We start from the raw sequence: 17,385 nt of genomic DNA on the forward strand, positions 1-17,385 counted from the left end.
CCAGGCCCCGCCGATCACATGCCGGTGTCGAGGCCGGAGTAGGCGTGGAGTCCCTTGAAGAACACGTTGACGACGCCGAAGTTGAACATGACGGCGGCGAAGCCGACGATGGCGAGCCAGGCGGAGGGGGTGCCGCGCCAGCCGCGGGTGGCGCGGGCGTGGATGTAGCCGGCGTAGATGGTCCAGATGATGAAGGTCCAGACCTCCTTGGTGTCCCAGCCCCAGTAGCGGCCCCAGGCCTTCTCGGCCCAGACGGCGCCGGCGATGAGCGTGAAGGTCCAGAGGATGAAGCCGAGGATCGTGACGCGGTAGGCGAGGTTCTCGAGGGTGAGGGAGCTGGGCAGGGTGCGCAGGAAGCGGAGGACCGAGCGGGGGCTGTCGCCGGAGGATTCGCGGCGGGCCTGGAGGAGCTGGGTGACCGAGAGCGCGAAGCCGAGGGCGAAGAACGCGGTGCCGAGGATCGCGACGAGCACGTGGATGACCAGCCAGTAGGACTGGAGTGCCGGCGGGAGCGGGACGACGGCGACGTAGTAGTTGACGGTCGCGATGCCGAGGAGCACCAGGACGAGGCCGGTGATGAACGCTCCGAGGAAGCGGAGGTCCCAGCGCAGCTGGACGGCGAGGAAGACGCCGATGATGATGAGCGTCCCGGTCATCGAGAACTCGTACATGTTCGCCCAGGGGACGCGGCCGGCGGCGACGCCGCGGAGGACGGTCGCGGCGAGGTGGAGCACGAAGCCGAGGAGCGTGAGCGAGAACCCGATGCGCATGGTCTTCGAGCGGGCGGGGGCGCGGTAGACCTCGTCCTCGACGCGGCTGCCGATGCGGGAGAGAGTCGCGGTGCGTCCGGAGCCTGCGGCGGCGACGGTGGCCTTGCCGCTGGCCGCGCGGTCGGCGGCGGCCGCGGAGGCGACGCGCTCCGCCTCCTGCACGACCTCGATCGACTCGCCGTCGGCCAGGGAGGCGCGGCGGGCGAGGTCGATCGCGAAGAAGACGAACGCCATGGCGTAGATGCCCATGGCGGAGGAGAGGCACAGCACCGAGTACTGCGAGAGGGTCGCGATCACCTCCTCAGGGTAATCGCTCGCCGCCCCGCCCGCCCCTTCGCGCTTGCACAGACTCGGCCCCTGCCCAGCCGGGCGGCGCCTCTGGAGGGGTCTCCGGCGCGTCCGGGAGCCGGGTCAGTCGAGCGGGGCGTGCCGGTCGGCGATCGTCCGCACGGCGCGCACCAGCTGGGGGTCCTCGCCGCGGGCGAGTCCCGCGTACTCGAGGAGGAGGCCGCCGTCGTCCTGGGCGGTCGCCTTCACCCACACGCGACGCCGCGGGACGAACAGCGAGGTGAGGAGTCCGGCGAGCACGAGGATCGCGAAGAGCAGCACCCAGCCCTGGGTCGCGTCGTGGTGGATGTCGAACGAGGCGAAGCGCTTGACGCTGTCGGTGCCGATCCGCGTGGGGTCGGCGCCCGTGTTGTCGAAGGTCACGCTGCCGAGCCCGTTCGGGAGCTCGGCCGTGTCGCCGGGCTTGAGGGTGATCGGCGCGACGCCGGTGGTGCCGCCGGTGAGCCGGGTCAGCGAGTCGGTGTTGAGCACGTAGACGGACGTGGGCACTCCCCCGTCGAGGCCGAGGTCGCCCGCGAAGACGTTCAGCGAGAGCACGGGGTACTGCAGGTCGGGGAAGATCGAGGTCGACGCCCCGGAGGCCAGCGTGTCCTGCGTCGGGTAGAAGAAGCCGGTGAGGCCCAGCTGCTCGGAGAGCCCGTCCGGCACCTTCACGACGCCGACGGAGGTCAGATTCGCGTCCTGCGGGAGGAACGGCACCGAGTCGGTGAAGATCGCCCGGCCCGAGGGGTCGCGGACCGTGATCGTCGGGGCGTAGCCGTTGCCGAGGAGGTAGACGTTCGTGCCGCCGATCGCGAGCGGGTCGTTGACCTTGATCGTGCGGTCCTCGGTGCCCCCGCCGCGCTCGGAGGTCGTGACGTTCGCGGTGAAGTCGACGGGCTGGCCGAGCGCCGACTGGTTCTGCTCCTCGTACTTCACGTCGAGGCTGTCGAGGGTCAGCTGGTACGGGTCGAGCTGGCTGCTGTCGAAGAAGCGGCCGGGGTTGAAGGAGTCGTAGGCCGCGAGGTTGTTCGCGAACCCCTGGGAGCCCTCGACCAGCACGCGCTGCCCGCTGTAGCCGAATCCGCCGCCCACTCCGACGGCGACGAGGATGCCGACCAGGGCGGAGTGGAAGACCAGGTTGCCGGTCTCGCGGAGGTAGCCGCGCTCGGCCGAGACGCTCGACCAGCGGCCGCGCGGGTCGTCGTAGCGCTCGACGCGGTAGCCCGCCCGGCGCAGGACGGAGTGGGCGGAGGCGACGGCCTCCTCCTCCGTCGCGCCCTCGACCTCGCGGACGGTGTAGCCGGCGAGGCGCTGCAGGCGTGCCGGGGTGCGCGGCGGCCGCGACCGCATGGCCTGGAAGTGGTGGCGCGTGCGCGGGACGATGCAGCCGATCAGGGAGATGAACAGCAGCAGGTAGATGCTCGAGAACCAGGCGGAGGTGTAGGTGTCGAACGCCTGCACCCTGTCGAGAAGGGGCGCGAGGTCGGGGTTGTCGACGAAGTACTGGGTCACGCCGTTGGGGTCGGAGGAGCGCTGCGGCACGAGCGATCCGGGGACCGCCGCGATCGCCAGCAGCAGCAGCAGGAACAGCGCCGTGCGCATGCTGGTGAGCTGGCGCCACATCCAGCGGAGCCAGCCGGTGAACCCGAGCGCCGGCTGCGTGACGGTGCCGTCGGAGTCGTAGTGGTCGGCGGGGCGGAAGGAGGCGTCCGTCCTCCGCTGCGCGGCCTCGTCGGGGCGGCGCGTGCTCTCCTCGGGCTCAGATCGCCGGCTGGAAGCCATCGATCACCGCCGAGAGGGATCCGTAGACGACGGTGTTCCAGATGCCCGTGACCATCAGGACTCCGATCAGGACGAGGGCGGCGCCGCCGAGGATGTTGACCACGCGGATGTGGCGCTTCACGAAGGCGAGCGTGCTGGTCACCCAGCTGAAGCCGAAGGCGACGAGGAGGAAGGGGATGCCGAGTCCTAGGCAGTAGACCAGGGCGAGGAGGGCGCCGCGCCAGGGCGAGCCCACGCCGTAGCTGAGGGCGAGGATCGAGCTCAGCGTCGGGCCGAGGCAGGGCGTCCAGCCGACGCCGAAGACGATGCCGAGCAGCGGCGCTCCGATCAGCCCGGTGGCGGGACGGATCCCGGGCCGGAGCGTGCGCTGGAGGAACGAGAACTGGCCGATGAAGACGAGCCCCATCGCGATCACGACGAGCCCGAGGACGCGGGTGATCAGGTCGGTGTACTGGCGCAGCCAGAAGCCGACCGTGCCCGCCGCCGCACCGTAGAGGACGAACACCAGCGAGAATCCGAGCACGAAGAGGAGGACGCCCAGCACGACCCGGCGGCGTCCGCGGGCCGCCCGCTCGTCGGCGTCGGTGAATCCGCCGACGTAGGCGAGGTAGCCGGGCACCAGCGGGAGCACGCAGGGCGACGCGAAGGACACGAGCCCGGCCAGGAGCGCGATCGGCACGGCCAGCAGGAGCTGACCGCTGACGACGATGTCGCCCACGCCGCTACTCCCCCTCGGCGAGCGTGTCGCCCACGAGGGTCGAGAGGATCGACGCCTCCTGGAGCTGGCCGAGGATGCGCGACGCGACGCGCCCCTCCCTGTCGAGGACGAGCGTCGTGGGTACGGCGTTCGGCGGGACGGTGCCGGTGAAGGCGAGCTGCACCGACGAGTCGGTGTCGACGATGGAGGGGTAGCCGAGCCCGAAGGTCTCGGCGAAGGCGGCTGCGGTGGGGGCCTGGTCGCGCACGTTGACGCCGACGAACGACACGCCCTTGTCGGCGAACTCCGTGTTCACCGTCTCGAGGTCCGCGGCCTCGGCGCGGCACGGGGCGCAGCTGGCGTACCAGAAGTTGACGACGACGACCTGCCCGGCGAGGTCGGCGGAGTCGATGGTGGCGCCGGTCTCATCGGTGCCGGAGAAGACGATGGGGTCGTCCCGGTCGGCGGCGGCGATCTCGGTGACGGTGCCGTCCCCCGAGATGTAGCCCTTGTTGCTGCCGTTGCGGTACTGGTCGGCGAGCGGATCCTCGGAGCAGCCCGTCAGCGCGAGCGCGGCGGCCAGCGCGAGGACGCCCGCTGCGCGGAGCCGCCCCGTCCGGCGCATCAGACCGCTCCCACGTCGGTGGCCAGGCCCTGCAGGCCGGCGGCCGGGTCGGAGTAGCCGACCTCGACGAAGCCGTCCCCGCGCCGCTCGAGGGTCGTGATGCTCGAGAGCGCGCAGCGGCGCTTGCGCGGATCGTGGAAGAGGCGCTCGCCGGCGAGGGCGCGGTGGACCGTCCAGATGGGGAGCTGGTGGCTGACGATCGCGGCGTCGCCCTCCTCCGTGCTCTCCCACGCCGACTCGATCGCCGCGTACATCCGCGCCGAGATGGAGAGGTACGGCTCGCCCCAGCTGGGCTCGAAGGGATTGCGGAGCCAGGGCCAGTGCTTGGGGTTCCGCAGGGCGGAGTTGCGCGCGGCGAGGGACTTCCCCTCGAAGCGGTTGCTCGGCTCGATCACCCGCTCATCGGTGCGGATCTCGAGCTCGAACGCCTGCGAGATGGGCTGCGCGGACTCCTGCGTGCGCTGGAGCGGCGACGCGATCAGCGCCGTGACGTGGCGCCGGCGCTCGAGCAGGTCGTCGGCGGCGGAGCGGGCCATCCGGTGGCCCAGATCCGAGAGCCGGAAGTTCGGGAGTCGTCCGTAGAGGACCCGGTCGGGGTTGAACACCTCGCCGTGCCGCACGAGATGGATCTGATCGGCAACCACGAGCGTCAAGTGTACGGAACGCGGCGTGGGGGAACGCCGGGAAAGGGTCGCCTGAGCCGGACCTGAGCGGAGCCTCAGCGGCGCGCCGAGACCGCCGCCGACAGCCGCCGCACGAGCGGTCCGGGCAGGTGCCGCACCACGGCCATCGGGACCCCGAAGCGCACCGACGGCACCGAGACGACGGAGCCGCGCGCGACGTCGCGGAGGAACTCCTCCACCACCGCGTCCGCATCGAGCCAGAGGAAGGAGGGGATGGAGGAGGTGTCCATCGCCGCCCGCTCGTGGAACTCGGTGCGCACCCAGCCCGGGCAGAGCGCGGCCGAGCGGACGCCGGTGCCGCGCAGCTCGACGGCCAGCGACTGCGCGAAGGCGGTCGCCCACGCCTTCACCGCGGAGTAGGGGCCGAGGTGCACGAAGCCCGCGACGCTCGAGACCGTGAGGATCGCGCCGCGGCCGCGGGTGGTCATCGCCTCCGCCGCCGCGCCCGAGAGCACGGCGACCGAGCGCACCATCACCTCGAAGGCGCGGTCCTGGGCGGCGACGTCCGGCTCGGCGAAGGTCCCGTCGATCCCGAAGCCGGCGTTGTTGACGAGGACGCGGACCGGACGGGCCGGATCGACGAGCCGCGCGCGCACGCGCTCGACCTGCTCGCGGTCGCCGAGGTCCGCGGGCAGGACCTCGACCGCCGCGGCGCCGAGGCCGCGCAGTCCGGCCGCCGCCTCCTGGAGGCGCTGCTCGCTGCGGGCGACGAGGACGAGGCTCCAGCCGCGGCGCGCGAACGCCCGGGCGAAGGCGAGGCCGATGCCGGAGGACGCGCCGGTGATCAGTGCGGTGCTCATGCTGCGACGCTAGTGGGGCTGGCTGCGCGACACCGCGGCTTGGCTCCGCCTATCCTCCGAACCCTCCGCAGGTATGGAAGTCAAGCGCGACGTCACTTCAGCGCTACAGATCGCCGTCGCGCTCCACGGCGTCGGCGTCGACGTCGATCCAGCCTGAGCCCCTCGGCCGGCACCGCCCCATCGCTCGGCAGCGAGCGCCGACGAGCGACGCGAAGTCCCCGTCCCTCTCGAGCGGCACCCGCGCCACCAGGCCGCCTCTCGGCATGAGACACAGACGAAGGGCCGGCGCTCGGGGAGGAACGCTATCCCGCCGAACATGCGCCGCTCGCGCAGGTCCCCGCTCGGCACCAGCATCCGCCGCACCCACCCGGCGAGACGCGTGACGTGCCGCATCCGCTGTTCCCCTCCCTCGGTGCGCCCGTAACGCCCCTCGCGTGCTCGCGACCGCATGCGTCCGACGCGCAAGAGGCGATCATGGCCTCCCTCCACGCACGCCAGACCGCAGGACCGGCGAGTCGGCGCTCGCGAGTCCGGCGCTCAACCCCGCCTCCCTCGCGGGCCCTCAGCGTCAGCCATGGACGAAGGCCAGCAGATCCGGGCTTAATCGCATCGGCGTGCGTCACAGCATGCCGCGCGAGTAGCCCTCGTCGATCCTGCGCGTGGCATTTCCGGCACTGCCAGCAAGGCGTTCAAGTAACTACCAGACTTGGCAAACCCGTCAGTCAGCATGACCTCACAAAAATTTGTAAGTAAATTCCCGAAACCAGTACTCCTTGGCCAGCCGAGTCGGCGCCGTCGGTCTTAAACTTCAAATCCTAGAGACGCTGCATACGAACGAAGGACTCCTGCAAATTCTCGGGATTCGCCTATGCAGTCCCGCACATCCTCGGCGTATACTGCTCTGTACTCAGGATTGTCCGTGTCTGCCCAGATTCGTAATATCCGGTCCAGGTCCTCTATCCTGCGCATTCTTGAAATAAGCAAATCTTCCCGTTCGACAAATTTAAGTTGCCGAAGTGTATTCTTACCACGAGAACTCGACAGAAGGGCGACGGTTAAAGGGCCAAGGAACTGTAGATGCTCCTCAATGTCGTCCTCAAATGGGTTGAGCAGTCTCAGGCCCTCATCATTCGTCCAATAATCAGACTTATTTGTGTTGCATCGCGAACATGCAATTCCCAGATTTTTCCAATCGAGAACCATATCTGGAAACACTTTTTTTGGCTTGATATGGTCGACCGTAGAATAGGAGACATCATCGATGATGCTTTCGCAGTAAATGCATTTGTGTGACGCTTCGATCTTCAGCGCATTTATCACTTCAGTGTTACTCCACGGCCGGGGTTTATGATCTTTCGGCGCTGCTAAATATTCGCGCGTCTTTTCTTCCTGATGCAGCTGGAGCCATTCCGGTGCCGAGTTCTTGCTAAGTCTTCGCATTTAGCCCCGCGCCTCGATTGCTCGAACCGCAGCAGGAAATTGCCGATCAAGACCCAACCGCTTCAGCTCCGAGCGGAAGGCGCGTAATTCATCTGCCGACGGACTTTCCCCGAGACCACTCATTAGACCTTCAAGCTCAGTTTCGGCCCAGATTGGTAGCGCAGAGTCAAGACCAAGAACAGACATAAGCGTCTCATCAGGCGTAGCTGTCGGGTTGATATTCTCGACCCTTCGGGAGCGAACTCGACCATCTTCGCCCTTGCTCAATGCGTAAACATTCGCGTCGCGAACTGCAGTTACAACCAAAGGGCTATGGGTAGCAACGATAAAATTGACATTAGGAAAGGCCCGCAAGAGTGAAGGTATAAGCGACCTCTGAAGTTCGGGATGGAGGTGATTTTCCGGCTCGTCAATGCAAACCGTAAACGCCAACTGGTTTCTCTGCCGGAGAAAGATCTGCCAAGAGAGCTCTAGCATTGCGCCTATTCCTCCTGACACAGCCTCGAGCGGAAACTCGGCGTTTTTTGTTACGAGGATTATTTCCGCATCGTCGACTAGTAAGCGATCAAACTCGAGGGCTTTAGGAAGAAACGTCCGGAGAATTCGCTGGTAACCCTCCCACACGTCGCGCGCCGCTTCATTTTGGCGCACAGCAGTGTTCCCGTAGGCGTACATTGCTGCAGCAACCAATGCCTCCTTCATGCGGTAGAGAGGAGAGTGATTCGAAGCCCCGCCAGCATATCTCACCTGAATTTCAGAGGAGAATTGTTGCAGGAGGGTGTCCGACTCCGAAAAGCGTGGCGGTAAAGACTCTAGTGGCTGATAAAAGCTGACCGACCGATGGGAATTTATGAAGATACCCGGCACGGTCTGCATGGAACTCATTTGTAGTGGAGCATTCCGCGTTCCGGAACCGTGAGACTGCAGTAGGTCCGTTCGCGCCCCGTTGGAGTAATATAATGTTCCGACTGAACCTGTCTTTTCGGCGCCTGAGCGGTCATCTCCACTGACCAGCAGCTGCGCTGGCCAGTTGAAATGTGGTCCGAGAATGTTGAGCAACGTAGTCTTGCCTGCTCCATTCGCCCCAGTCAGCACGGTGAGCGAGGAATGAAAGACGATGCTCACCGCGGAAAACTGTCTCCAATTCGTTATCGTCAGCTCGCTTAAGGTATTTGTCGATGAAGCTCGCTCTAGGTCGAGTTGCTCGCGAAGCTCTTCGAGTTCAATCCATTCGTCTAGCCACTGCGCCTTCTCCGTGAGAAGCGCAGGATCACTAAGCGCTCGGCGACCTGCCTGCGAAATTTGCGAACCATATCCATTAATCGCGGGTTCAATAAACCTTAGCCGCTCAAGAACGTCAATTGATCTTGCATTCAGGCGTACCCGCTCGGGATCCTCTCTCCATGACACATCACCATTGGCAGCCAGATCCGCAAAGGCCTGTTTCTCGGTAGGATGTGTATATCGACTAGCCGCGTGAAGCAATGCGCGCGCTTGAGTCTCAATCCGTTGAAGATCCACGGTACAAGTGTACCGACGATGACGCGCAGGATCACAAAAGCTTCATACGTATATTGCTCGCCAATTAGCGAGTGAATTTCAGAAATGCACAATTCCTCTAGATCGTATCCGAGCATCTGTCATGTTTTTTCGGCGGTTTCTCGGCCGCTCAAGTCAGACTCCGCTGGTTCCGCGAGCGGGATCGACGCGAAGGGCTGCAGAGAACTCGGAGGGCGCGCGAACTGCCCCCGAGTAGACTCCCCTACCGTGACCGACGAGACCCGCCTCCCCCGAACCACTGTCAAGAAGCTCGCCGCGCTCGAGGACGGACCCGTCCGCGTGTCCGGCTGGGTCGAGACCGTGCGCGACCAGAAGAAGGTGCAGTTCGTCGTCCTGCGCGACGAGTCGGGTGCCGTGCAGCTGGTGAACCCGGCCGTGCGCGAGGCCGTCGAGGGCGACGACGCGTCGGCTGCGCGCCTCGCGATCACCGAGGAGATCTCCGGCCTCGCCCAGGGCTCCTTCATCACCGTCACCGGCGCGCTCAAGCACGACGAGCGCGTGAAGCTCGGCGGCATCGAGGTCAAGCTCGAGACGCTCGAGGTCGTCGCCGCGTCGATCCCGGAGGCGCCGATCGCGCCCGACTCCGGCATCGACAAGCGCATGGACTGGCGCTTCCTCGACCTGCGCCGTCCCGAGCAGAACCTCATCGCCCGTGTGCAGACCACGTTCGAGCACGCGCTGCGCACGTACTGGATCGAGCACGACTTCATCGAGATCCACACCCCGAAGCTCATGGCGAGCGCCTCGGAGTCGCGGGCCGAGCTCTTCGAGGTCGAGTACTTCGAGACGAAGGCCTACCTGGCGCAGAGCCCCCAGTTCTTCAAGCAGATGGCGCAGCCCGCCGGCTTCGGCAAGGTCTTCGAGGTCGGCCCCGCCTTCCGCGCCGACCCCAGCTTCACCTCGCGTCACGCGACCGAGTTCACGAGCGTCGACGCCGAGGTCTCCTGGATCGACTCGCACGAGGACGTCATGGAGCTGCACGAGCAGCTGATGGTCGCCGGCCTCACCGCCGTCGTCGAGAAGCACGGCGCCGAGGTCAAGGCGCTCTTCGACATCGACCTGACCGTCCCGACCACGCCGTTCCCGCGCATCCCGCTCGCCGAGGCCAAGCGCATCGTCGCCGAGCGCGGCTACGAGGTGCCCCGCGCCGACGACGACATGGACCCCGAGGGCGAGCGCCGCATCGCGGCCTACGTGCAGGAGGAGTTCGGGCACGACTTCGTGTTCCTCACCGACTACGCGTCGAGCATCCGGCCGTTCTACCACATGCGCCGCGAGGGCGACGGGACGATCACCAACAGCTACGACCTCATCTACAACGGCGTCGAGATCTCGACCGGAGCGCAGCGCGAGCACCGCGTCGACGTCCTCGTCGAGCAGGCCCGCGAGAAGGGCCTGGACCCGGAGGAGCTCGAGTTCTACCTCGACTTCTTCCGCTACGGCGTCCCGCCGCACGGCGGCTTCGGCATGGGCCTCTCGCGCGTGATCATGCTGATGCTGAACCAGGCGAACCTCCGCGAGGTCACCTACCTGTTCCGCGGCCCGACCCGCCTGCTGCCCTAGGCGCGCACCACGGTCGCGGGAACCCCGGACCATCGAGACCGCCGCGGACGGCGGGTCCCCTCGACGGGCCGGGGTTCCCTCGCGCCGGCGGCTAGGGAGCCGGCAGCACCACGAGGTCGAGGTAGTCGGCCAGGCACGCCACCATGTCCACCGCGTCGCGTTCGAGCAGCCACTGCAGCTGCACGCCGTCCCAGAGCGCGATGATCGACGCCGCCACCCGCTCCGGATCGGACCCCTCGCGCAGGCGCCCGGCGGCCTGGAGCTCGCGCAGCTCGGCCGCGTACTCGCTGCGGAGCCGGCGGAACCGCGCGGCGAAGAAGTCGCGCCCCGGGTGCTCCTGCGTCGTCGACTCGCCGCAGAGCACGGCGTACAGCTCGATCACTCCGGGCGCCGTCTCGTTGTAGCGGGTCTGCCGCAGGACGCCGGCGACCAGCCCCTCCTCCGGGTCCGGCGGCGAGGAACCGTCGCCCGTGATCAGGTCGCGGTGCTCGAGGACCGCGAAGAGCAGGTCGGTCTTCGACGGGAAGTAGTGCAGGAGGCTCGTCTGGCTGAGCCCGACGCGGTCGGCGACCTCCTGGAGGGAGCCGCGGGCGTAGCCCCGCGCGGCGAAGACCTGGTGCGCGGCCTCGATGATGGCGCGGCGGCGCTCGGCCGACTTCGCGTACGGGCCGCGTCGCCTCGTCGCCTCCGCCATCGACCCCTCCTCCGCACTGGAGGCGCCTCGCCGTGCCCCTCGAACGGCCAGCGTAGCGGCGGCGGAGGAGCAGTGCCGCCAATTTCGAGTACCTACTCGAATTCGTGGTAGCGTCCCGATCATCGCCGGGTGAGACTCCCCGGCTCTCCACCACGACGAAGTGAGGGAAGATGCATCCGTTCACCCGGAGACAGCTCATCGCCGCCGGTCTCGGCACCGCGGCACTCGGGAGCCTGACGGCCTGCGCGACACCGGGCACCGTCTCGGTCAACACAGCGCCGACGATCGCCCCGGCCACCGGCCCGGTCCGCCTGCAGTACTGGGGCTGGCTGAAGGACCTGCAGAAGGTCTGCGACGTCTGGAACGCCTCGCACCCCGAGATCCAGGTCGAGGCCGTCTGGATCCCCGGCGGCAACGCGGGCGGGTACCAGAAGCTCTACTCGGCCCTCGCCGCGGGCGGCGGGCCCGACCTCGGCCAGGTCGAGATCCGCTCCGTCCCCGAGTTCATGCTCGTCAACGGCCTCGTCGACCTCACCCGGTACGGCGTCGAGCAGTATCGCGACCTGTACGACCCCACGCTCTGGGGCCAGGTCAGCTACACCGGCGGCGTCTACGGCATCCCGCAGGACAGCGGCCCGATGGCGCTCTTCTACCAGCCCGAGGTGTTCGGGAAGGTGGGTGCGGAGCCGCCGACGACCTGGGACGACTGGGCAGCGGTGGCGACGGAGCTGCGCGGAGCCGGCTCCTACATCGACTGCTTCCCCCTCGCCGACGCCTCGGTCTTCGCCGCGTTCGCGACGCAGGCCGGTGCGCAGTGGCTGCGCCCGGAAGAGGACGGCTGGGTCATCGACATGACCGACGACGCCACGACGCGCGTCGCCTCCTTCTTCGACACGGCCATCGACCAGGACCTGGTGCAGACCGGCTACGGCGCCTACTCCCCCGCGTGGTTCGCGGCCGCGGCGAAGGGCGGCATCGCCTCCTGCGCCACCGGCAGCTGGGGCGACGCCCTGATCGAGGGGGTCAGCGGAGGCGCGGGCAAGTGGCGCGCTGCTCCCATGCCCGTCTGGGGCGACACCGGCTTCGGCTCGAGCTTCCTCGGCGGATCGACCGCGGCGGTGTTCTCGAGCAGCAAGCACCCGGAGGAGGCGATCGAGTTCGCCGTCTGGATGACCACCACGCAGGAGGGCATCGACGCGATGATCGCCAACAGCGGCATCGGCTGGTCTCCCGCGGTCGGCGAGATCGGCACGGCCCGCAAGGGTCCGAGCGACTTCTTCAGCGGGCAGAACTACAACGAGGACGTCCTCGTGCCCGCATCGAAGGAGCAGAACCCCGACTGGTCCTGGTGGCCCGTCACGCAGCAGTCCTTCAACATCCTCAGCGACGGCTTCCGGAAGAAGGCGTCCGGGCTCTCGCTCGTGGACGCGGTCGCCGAGGCGGAGCAGCAGATCATCACGGTCTTCGAGAACAAGGGCCTGAGCATCAGGAGGGCCTCCGCATGACCACCACGACCTCCCCCGCCGCCGCCGCGGTCGCGGCCACCACGCGGACGCCGGGCGCGCCCCGGCGCAGCCGCGCGGTCGCCCGCGCCCCGTGGATCCTCCTCGGACCCTTCCTGGCCCTGTTCGTCCTCACGTTCATCGTCCCGATCGTCGTCGCCGTCGGCTCCAGCTTCACGAAGGTGACGCGCTCCGGCCTCTTCGGCGAGGCCGGGGTCACCAGCGGGTTCGCGGGCTTCGACAACTACGCGCAGGCCCTCGCCGACGGCAACTTCATCGCCTCCATCGGGCGGATGTTCCTCTTCGGCATCGTCCAGGTGCCGGTGATGATCGCCCTCTGCACCGTCCTCGCGCTGATGCTCGAGTCGGCGTCGGCGAAGTTCCCCGGCTTCTTCCGGGCGGCCTACTTCCTCCCTTACGGAGTGCCCGGAGTCATCGCGACGATCCTGTGGTCGTTCCTCTACGTGCCCGGCCTCAGCCCGCTCATCGACGCGGCGAACGTGGTCGGGCTCCAGCCCGACTTCCTCGGTGCGGACACGGTGCTCTGGTCGATCGCGAACATCTCGCTCTGGAGCTACACCGGCTACAACATGCTGATCATCGTCGCCCAGCTCAAGGCGATCCCGGTCGAGCTCTACGAGGCGGCGAAGGTCGACGGCGCCTCCACCTGGCGCGTCGCCCGCAGCATCCAGCTGCCGCTCATCCGCCCCGCGCTGGTGCTGACGACGATCTTCTCGATCATCGGAACGCTCCAGCTGTTCGCCGAGGCGCAGGTGCTGAAGACGGTCGCTCCGGCGATCGACAGCCAGTACACGCCGAACCTCAGCGCGTACACCACGGCCTTCGCCTACAACGACTACAACGTCGCCGCCGCCCAGGCCGTCCTGATCGCGCTGGTCGCGTTCCTGCTCTCCTTCACGTTCCTCTCGATCTCGAACAGGAGGTCGTCATGAGCCGCACCGAGACCCCGCCGACCACGACCACCGGAGTCGTCACCGCCGACCGCCCCGTGAAGGCCGGACGCGGGCCCGACCGCTCGGCCGGCCGCAACCGCGCCTCGACCATCATCGTCACCGCGATCCTCGTCGTCGTGGCGGTCTACTTCCTCATCCCCGTCTACTGGGTCGTCGTCGCGGCGACCAAGACGACCGAGGACCTCTTCGCCACCTACGGCTTCTGGTTCGCCCCGACGTTCGCGCTCTGGGACAACCTGACGCAAGTGCTGACCTACGGCGACGGCATCTTCGTCCGCTGGTTCCTCAACTCCGTCCTCTACGCCGGAGTGGGCGCCCTGCTCGCGACCTACCTCGCCGCGGCGGGCGGCTACGCGCTGGCCAAGTACGAGTTCCGCGGCAGCAGGCTCGTGTTCGGGACGATCCTCGCGGGCGTCCTGGTGCCGGGCACCGCGACCGCTCTGCCGCTGTTCCTGCTCTTCAGCCAGATGGGCATCGCGAACACCTACTGGAGCGTGCTGATCCCCTCGCTCGTCTCGCCGTTCGGGCTGTTCCTCTGCCGGATCTACGCTCAGGCGACCGTGGACACCGCGATCATCGAGGCGGCGCGCATCGACGGCGCCGGGGAGCTGCGGATCTTCCACACGCTCGGGCTGCGCATCCTGACTCCCGCGCTGGTCACCGTGTTCCTCTTCCAGCTGGTCGGGATCTGGAACAACTACTTCCTGCCCCTGGTGATGCTCTCGGACACGAACCTGTTCCCGATCACACTGGGACTGAACAACTGGCTCGGACAGGTCGACCGCCTGCCCGAGTTCTACGAGCTGACGACCGGCGGCGTCCTGCTGTCGATCATCCCGCTCGCCATCGCCATGATCGTGCTGCAGCGCTTCTGGCGCGGCGGCCTGACGGAAGGCTCCGTGAAGTGACGACTCCCCCGACGACCTCCCACTACCTGACGGACACCGGACCGGGCTCCGGCCGCCGCCGGGCCCCCCGCTCGTGGCTGCACACCGACGCCCCGGCGCTCCCGCTGGACGGGGAGTGGCGCTTCCGCCTGCTCCCCGCCGCTCCGGGGACCCCGGGCGGCGCCGGCGTGCTGCCGGAGGGCGAGGGCGTGGACGCCGTCGGGGACGAGTCGTTCGACGACTCCGGCTGGGACCTGATGCCGGTGCCCTCGCACTGGGTGCTGCAGGGCGACGGGCGCTACGGATTGCCGGCCTACACGAACGTGCAGTTCCCGTTCCCGACCGAGCCGCCGTTCGTTCCGGACGCGAACCCGACGGGCGACTACCGCCGCACCGTCGTGGTCCCGGAGGAGTGGGACTCCGCCGAGGCGGTCGTCCTGCGCTTCGACGGGGTCGAGTCGCGGTACCGCGTCTGGGTCAACGGCGTCGAGATCGGCATCGGCTCCGGCAGCCGGCTCGCGCAGGAGTTCGACGTCACCGGCGTCGTCCGCCCGGGCGAGAACCTCGTCGTGGTCCGCGTGCACCAGTGGTCGGCCTCGAGCTACGTGGAGGACCAGGACCAGTGGTGGCTGCCGGGGATCTTCCGCTCGGTGCACCTGCTCGCGCGCCCCGTCGGCGGGATCGAGGACGTGTGGCTGCGCTCCTCCTTCGCCGGCGGCGCGGGCCGGATCGAGGCGGAGGTGACCGCCGCGGCCGACGCGTTCCCGCTGACGCTGCGCGTGCCCGGGCTCGGGATCGAGACGGTCTGGGCCTCGGCGGAGGAGATCGCCGCGATCGAGGTCCCCGAGGTCGAGCCGTGGTCGGCGGAGGCTCCGCGCCTCTACGACGCGACGCTCGCCTCAGCCGGCGAGACGGTCTCGCTGCGGCTCGGCTTCCGCACGGTCGAGATCCGCGGCGACCGCTTCCTGGTCAACGGCGAGCGCGTCGTCTTCCACGGAGTCAACCGCCACGAGACGCACCCCGACCGCGGTCGAGCGTTCGACGAGGACTCCGCCCGCGAGGACCTCGCGATGATGAAGCGCTTCAACGTGAACGCCATCCGCACCAGCCACTACCCGCCGCATCCCCGTCTGCTCGACCTCGCCGACGAGCTCGGCTTCTGGGTGGTCCTCGAGTGCGATCTCGAGACCCACGGCTTCGAGCGGGTCGGCTGGGCGGGCAACCCCAGCGACGACCCCGCCTGGCGCGAGGCCTACCTCGACCGCATCGAGCGGACCGTCGAGCGCGACAAGAACCACCCGAGCATCGTGCTCTGGTCCCTCGGCAACGAGGCGGGCACCGGCGCGAACCTCGCCGCGATGTCCGCCTGGGTGCACGGCCGCGACCCCGAGCGCCCCGTCCACTACGAGGGCGACTACACCGGCGCGTGCACCGACGTGTACTCGCGGATGTACTCCTCGATCCCCGAGACCGAGCGGATCGGCACCGACGGCTCACTCACTCCGCTGCTCGGCTGCTCCCCCGGCGAGTCCGCTCGGCAGCGATCCAAGCCCTTCCTGCTCTGCGAGTACGTGCACGCGATGGGCAACGGCCCGGGAGCGATCGACCAGTACGAGGACCTCGTCGACCGCTTCCCGCGGCTGCACGGCGGCTTCGTCTGGGAGTGGCGCGACCACGGCCTGCGGGCGCGCACGCCGGAGGGCGTCGAGTACTACGCGTACGGCGGCGACTTCGGCGAGGTGGTGCACGACGGCAACTTCGTGATGGACGGCATGGTGCTCTCCGACGGCACGCCCAGCCCGGGCCTGTTCGAGTGGAAGCAGATCGTCGCTCCGGTGCGCCTCACGGTCCGCGGCGACGGCGTCGTCATCGAGAACCGCCGACACGACGCCTCCACCGCCGATCTGCGCTTCGCGTGGCGGGTCGAGCGGGACGGGCGGGTCACCGCGGAGGGAGTGCTCGACGCCCCGGTCATCGCGGCCGGCGACGCCGTGCACGTCGAGCTCCCCCCGCTCGAGGTGCGTCCCGGCGGCGAGACCTGGCTCACCGTCGACGCGGTCCTCGACGCCCCGACCGCCTGGGCGGAGGAGGGCCACGTGCTCTCCACCGGTCAGCACCTCCTCGCCGCGCCGTCGGCGGTGCCCGCGTGGACCCGCGCCGTCCGCTCGGCTCCGCCCCTCGAGGGCGGCGCGCTCGGAGTCGCGCGGTTCCGCGACGGCCGGCTCGCCTTCCTCGCCGGCCTGCCCGTCGACGGACCGCGCGCCGAGCTCTGGCGCGCCCCGACCGACAACGACGAGGGCGCGGGCTTCCCCGGCTACGTCACCGGCGACCCGTACGACGGCGACGGCCGCGGGACGCCGGCCCCCTCCTCCGCCGCCCGCTGGCGCGAGGCCGGACTCGACCGCCTGGTCGGCCGCGTGCAGGAGGTCGACGCCTCCGCCGGGCTCCGCCGCGTGACCCGCTTCTCGGCCGCGGACCTCGATGCGGGACTCCTGATGGAGGAGCGCTGGAGCGTCGACGGGGAGAGCACGGTCCTCCGCGTCGACCTCGTGCCGACCCGGGGCTGGGACTCGGTCTGGCCGCGGCTGGGCATCCGGATCGACCTGCCCGCGTCGATCGACGGCGCGGAGTGGTTCGGCACCGGCCCACTCGAGTCCTACCCCGACAGCCTCCGGGCCGCGCGGGTGGGGCGCTTCACGGCGGAGATGGACCGGCTGACGACTCCGTACGCCCGCCCGCAGGAGAGCGGTCACCGCAGCAGCGTGCGCGAGCTGACGCTGACGGAGGCGGGCTCGCCCCGGCTCCGCATCGAAGCCGCGCGCGACCTGCACGGGCGCCTTCCCGGCTTCACCCTGGCGCGGCACACGCCGCAGGAGATCACGGCCGCCGCGCACCCGCACGAGCTGCCGGCGTCGGAGCGCGCGGTCCTCGTGATCGACGCCGCCCAGCACGGCCTGGGCTCCCGTGCGTGCGGTCCGGACGTGTGGCCCGACTTCCAGCTGCGGCCGGAGGCACGGACGATCCTCCTCCGCTTCACCGCGGCCGGCTGAGCGCCGGAAGAGGACGAGGGAAGGCCCG

At 68.7% G+C, this 17,385-nt stretch carries 14 protein-coding genes; 5 read left to right on the forward strand and 9 right to left on the reverse strand.

Annotated features, from left to right (window positions below):
• Positions 1 to 14: 14 nt before the first annotated feature.
• The 8 genes from ccsB to C5C49_RS10150 form a co-directional block, all read right to left on the reverse strand.
• Entirely contained in the window at positions 15 to 1,019 is a 1,005-nt protein-coding gene (ccsB, locus tag C5C49_RS10115) for a c-type cytochrome biogenesis protein CcsB (protein WP_104249832.1), read from the reverse strand.
• A gap of 162 nt (positions 1,020 to 1,181) precedes the next feature.
• On the reverse strand, positions 1,182 to 2,882 hold the full coding sequence (locus tag C5C49_RS10120; RefSeq protein WP_104225914.1) for a cytochrome c biogenesis protein ResB: 1,701 nt from the start codon (positions 2,880 to 2,882) through the stop codon (positions 1,182 to 1,184).
• A complete protein-coding gene (locus C5C49_RS10125; RefSeq protein WP_258068433.1) occupies positions 2,860 to 3,600 on the reverse strand; it encodes a cytochrome c biogenesis CcdA family protein in 741 nt (246 codons plus the stop codon). Before C5C49_RS10125 ends, C5C49_RS10120 begins: the two co-directional genes overlap by 23 nt.
• 4 nt (positions 3,601 to 3,604) lie before the next feature.
• Complete coding sequence (locus tag C5C49_RS10130) at positions 3,605 to 4,204, reverse strand: TlpA disulfide reductase family protein (RefSeq protein WP_104249773.1); 600 nt, start codon at positions 4,202 to 4,204, stop codon at positions 3,605 to 3,607.
• Positions 4,204 to 4,848: a histidine phosphatase family protein gene (locus tag C5C49_RS10135; RefSeq protein ID WP_104346093.1), complete on the reverse strand. Its 645-nt coding sequence runs from the start codon at positions 4,846 to 4,848 to the stop codon at positions 4,204 to 4,206. The genes C5C49_RS10130 and C5C49_RS10135 overlap by 1 nt, the downstream gene beginning before the upstream one ends.
• Positions 4,849 to 4,922: 74 nt before the next feature.
• Positions 4,923 to 5,687 (reverse strand): SDR family oxidoreductase, encoded by a 765-nt coding sequence (locus C5C49_RS10140; protein WP_104262951.1) that lies wholly within the window; start codon positions 5,685 to 5,687, stop codon positions 4,923 to 4,925.
• Between the two features lie 801 nt (positions 5,688 to 6,488).
• Positions 6,489 to 7,127, reverse strand: coding sequence for an HNH endonuclease (locus C5C49_RS10145; protein WP_104346094.1), 639 nt, complete (start codon positions 7,125 to 7,127; stop codon positions 6,489 to 6,491).
• Positions 7,128 to 8,648, reverse strand: coding sequence for an AAA family ATPase (locus C5C49_RS10150; RefSeq protein ID WP_104346095.1), 1,521 nt, complete (start codon positions 8,646 to 8,648; stop codon positions 7,128 to 7,130). It abuts the gene before it with no gap.
• Positions 8,649 to 8,894: 246 nt separating this feature from the next.
• Between C5C49_RS10150 and aspS the strand changes: the two genes are divergently transcribed.
• Positions 8,895 to 10,250, forward strand: a complete 1,356-nt coding sequence (gene aspS, locus C5C49_RS10155) for an aspartate--tRNA(Asn) ligase (RefSeq protein WP_244229585.1) — start codon at positions 8,895 to 8,897, stop codon at positions 10,248 to 10,250.
• Positions 10,251 to 10,341: 91 nt separating this feature from the next.
• On the opposite strand, the gene C5C49_RS10160 is transcribed toward aspS, so the two are convergent.
• Complete coding sequence (locus C5C49_RS10160) at positions 10,342 to 10,944, reverse strand: TetR/AcrR family transcriptional regulator (protein WP_104280984.1); 603 nt, start codon at positions 10,942 to 10,944, stop codon at positions 10,342 to 10,344.
• Positions 10,945 to 11,114: 170 nt separating this feature from the next.
• On the opposite strand from C5C49_RS10160, the gene C5C49_RS10165 reads away from it, so the two are divergent.
• Genes C5C49_RS10165 through C5C49_RS10180 form a run of 4 tightly spaced genes read left to right on the forward strand, consistent with a single transcriptional unit; the run spans position 11,115 to position 17,357 of the window.
• Positions 11,115 to 12,449 carry an ABC transporter substrate-binding protein gene (locus C5C49_RS10165; protein WP_104224859.1) on the forward strand — a complete coding sequence of 445 codons (1,335 nt, stop codon included), beginning with the start codon at positions 11,115 to 11,117 and terminating at the stop codon, positions 12,447 to 12,449.
• Entirely contained in the window at positions 12,446 to 13,399 is a 954-nt protein-coding gene (locus C5C49_RS10170; protein ID WP_104225918.1) for a carbohydrate ABC transporter permease, read from the forward strand. Before C5C49_RS10165 ends, C5C49_RS10170 begins: the two co-directional genes overlap by 4 nt.
• Positions 13,396 to 14,328, forward strand: coding sequence for a carbohydrate ABC transporter permease (locus C5C49_RS10175; RefSeq protein WP_104225919.1), 933 nt, complete (start codon positions 13,396 to 13,398; stop codon positions 14,326 to 14,328). The genes C5C49_RS10170 and C5C49_RS10175 overlap by 4 nt, the downstream gene beginning before the upstream one ends.
• Entirely contained in the window at positions 14,325 to 17,357 is a 3,033-nt protein-coding gene (locus tag C5C49_RS10180; RefSeq protein ID WP_219814588.1) for a glycoside hydrolase family 2 TIM barrel-domain containing protein, read from the forward strand. Before C5C49_RS10175 ends, C5C49_RS10180 begins: the two co-directional genes overlap by 4 nt.
• The last annotated feature ends 28 nt before the right edge of the window (positions 17,358 to 17,385 follow it).

The sequence above is a fragment of the Rathayibacter sp. AY1E2 genome (genome assembly GCF_002932325.1).
Taxonomy (GTDB): Bacteria; Actinomycetota; Actinomycetes; order Actinomycetales; family Microbacteriaceae; genus Rathayibacter.